Source organism: Rhodococcus sp. (in: high G+C Gram-positive bacteria), assembly GCF_049286785.1.
Lineage (GTDB): Bacteria > Actinomycetota > Actinomycetes > Mycobacteriales > Mycobacteriaceae > Rhodococcus_F.
This window is the reverse complement of sequence record NZ_JBAQEO010000877.1, coordinates 1-1632: the sequence shown is the minus strand read 5'-3', so window position 1 is coordinate 1632 and position 1632 is coordinate 1. Positions and strand designations below refer to the sequence as shown.

Sequence of the window (1632 nt, the reverse complement as noted above, 5' to 3'; positions counted from 1 at the left end):
GCGTGACCGCGGTATCGCCCAGGCGGTACGGGAGATCGACGAGATGCGGGCCGAGAACACGAAGTTGCTGGGCATCGTCGATCGGTATCGGCAGGAGCGGGACGAGGCGCGGGCCGACGCTGAGAAGAAGCGCATTGAGATCGCGGTCGCGCTCGGGTGCGCCGAGCTCATCCCGGGGCATGGCTGGTACGCGGCGGGTCATGCGGAACTCGTAGAGCGGGCAGAGAGCCTCGTATCCATTGAGCTCGAGCACATCGAATGCCCCGTCTGGTGCGACGAGTGCGAGCGGATGGAGCGCTGGCAGTCGTGCCCCTCCTGCAAGGGATCGGGGTGCGGCCCTGGCACGGCATCTGGCGCATACCAGGAGTGCGAGCTGTGCGCAGGCGATGGGCGCGAGCATGACCCTGACAGTGCGATCAATGGCGGCGCGTGATGAGCGCCGAGCAGCAACGACTTCTCGTGTCCCCGGTTGGATGGCCGTTGCGCTTCCGGGCCGCGACCATCACCCCCGCCAATAAGTCACCAATCCTCGGACTCAACCGATACCCGCGTCAGGTGATCGGCATCAGCCTGCGGCTTCCGAGTGAGGAAACCGCCAGCGGACAGATCCGGTTCAAGGCGTTGTCAATCCTGTGGGCAAAGCCTGCGAGGTGGTGGAAGTGACCGAACAGCTCGACATCTTCGAGCCGGACACCGCCCTCGTCGAGCGCCTCGCCGAGATCGCCTTCGACGCATGGTCCGGAGCATGGGCGACACTGCCCGACTTCCTGCGCTGGGGTGACCTGCGTAGCGAGGGGCCAAAGGACAAATTCCGTGCCGTGGCCCGGGCCATCCTCGCCGAGCAGGCGAAGGGGGTGGCGTGATGGACGAGCGGTGGAAGATTCCCGAGAACCCGTGGTCCCGGGAAGGCGAAGAGGAGTTTGTCTCGCACCAAACCGTCGTCCGCCGGGGGTGCTCCGCGATGGTCTTCTACATCGACGAGACCGTGCTACTGGACGAGAAGCCGCAGACACCGCAGGAGCGTGCACTGCCTCGACCCAGCTCTACGCCTCCCGTGTGGGCTCTGCAGCCGCAGAAGTCGAAGCGCGACCGACGCTCCACAAGGAGGGTCAGGTGAGCGAATCCATCACGCACAACGTGCCCGTAGCGGCCGCCGTACAGCGCGTCACCAACCCGGCGCCGAAGCCTGATCGCACCTGCAAGGTCTGCCGCGAGCAGCTGCCGGCAGGGATGGTCCGACACCCCGAATGCCGAGGCGGCTCATGAACGCGCGCTGCCCGGTCTGCCACCGCAGCGCCTGGACGTCACCGTCCGGCCGCGTCGGCCGACACAACGACAAAGCGGGGCGACCGTGCCCCATGGCGGGCCGACACCTGCCAACAAAACGCGAGAGGAGGCCAGCCTAAGTGGGACTCGCATGGGCGCGGACAGACACCAATCTGCCAACGCACGACAAGATCCTCGATCTCATCGGAATTGGCCCAAAAGGGAAGGGAGCGGCGTTCGTTTACGTCTCTTCCTACCTATATGCGGCCGATAACGGCACAGACGGATTGATCAAGAAGGCCGTTCTTCCGTTCATTCACTGCACTCCGCCCGAGGCGAAATTGCTCGTAGCGGTGGGCCTATGGG

The 1632-nt window shown here is 65.3% G+C and carries 4 protein-coding genes and 1 pseudogene; all 5 read left to right on the top strand.

All coding sequences use genetic code 11. The features are described from left to right. The coding region (locus WAW17_RS31280) for a hypothetical protein (RefSeq protein WP_422336717.1) at positions 1 to 433 on the top strand (433 nt) is incomplete at its 5' end. Positions 434 to 659: 226 nt separating this feature from the next. After that, the gene (locus WAW17_RS31275) at positions 660 to 863 is read left to right on the top strand and encodes a hypothetical protein (RefSeq protein WP_422336716.1); all 204 of its coding nucleotides are present in this window, start codon (positions 660 to 662) and stop codon (positions 861 to 863) included. After that, positions 863 to 1117, top strand: a complete 255-nt coding sequence (locus WAW17_RS31270; RefSeq protein WP_422336715.1) for a hypothetical protein — start codon at positions 863 to 865, stop codon at positions 1115 to 1117. The genes WAW17_RS31275 and WAW17_RS31270 overlap by 1 nt, the downstream gene beginning before the upstream one ends. Then, complete coding sequence (locus WAW17_RS31265) at positions 1114 to 1266, top strand: hypothetical protein (RefSeq protein WP_422336714.1); 153 nt, start codon at positions 1114 to 1116, stop codon at positions 1264 to 1266. The genes WAW17_RS31270 and WAW17_RS31265 overlap by 4 nt, the downstream gene beginning before the upstream one ends. A 140-nt stretch (positions 1267 to 1406) precedes the next feature. Then, a pseudogene (locus WAW17_RS31260) lies at positions 1407 to 1632 on the top strand (hypothetical protein); the annotation flags it as partial.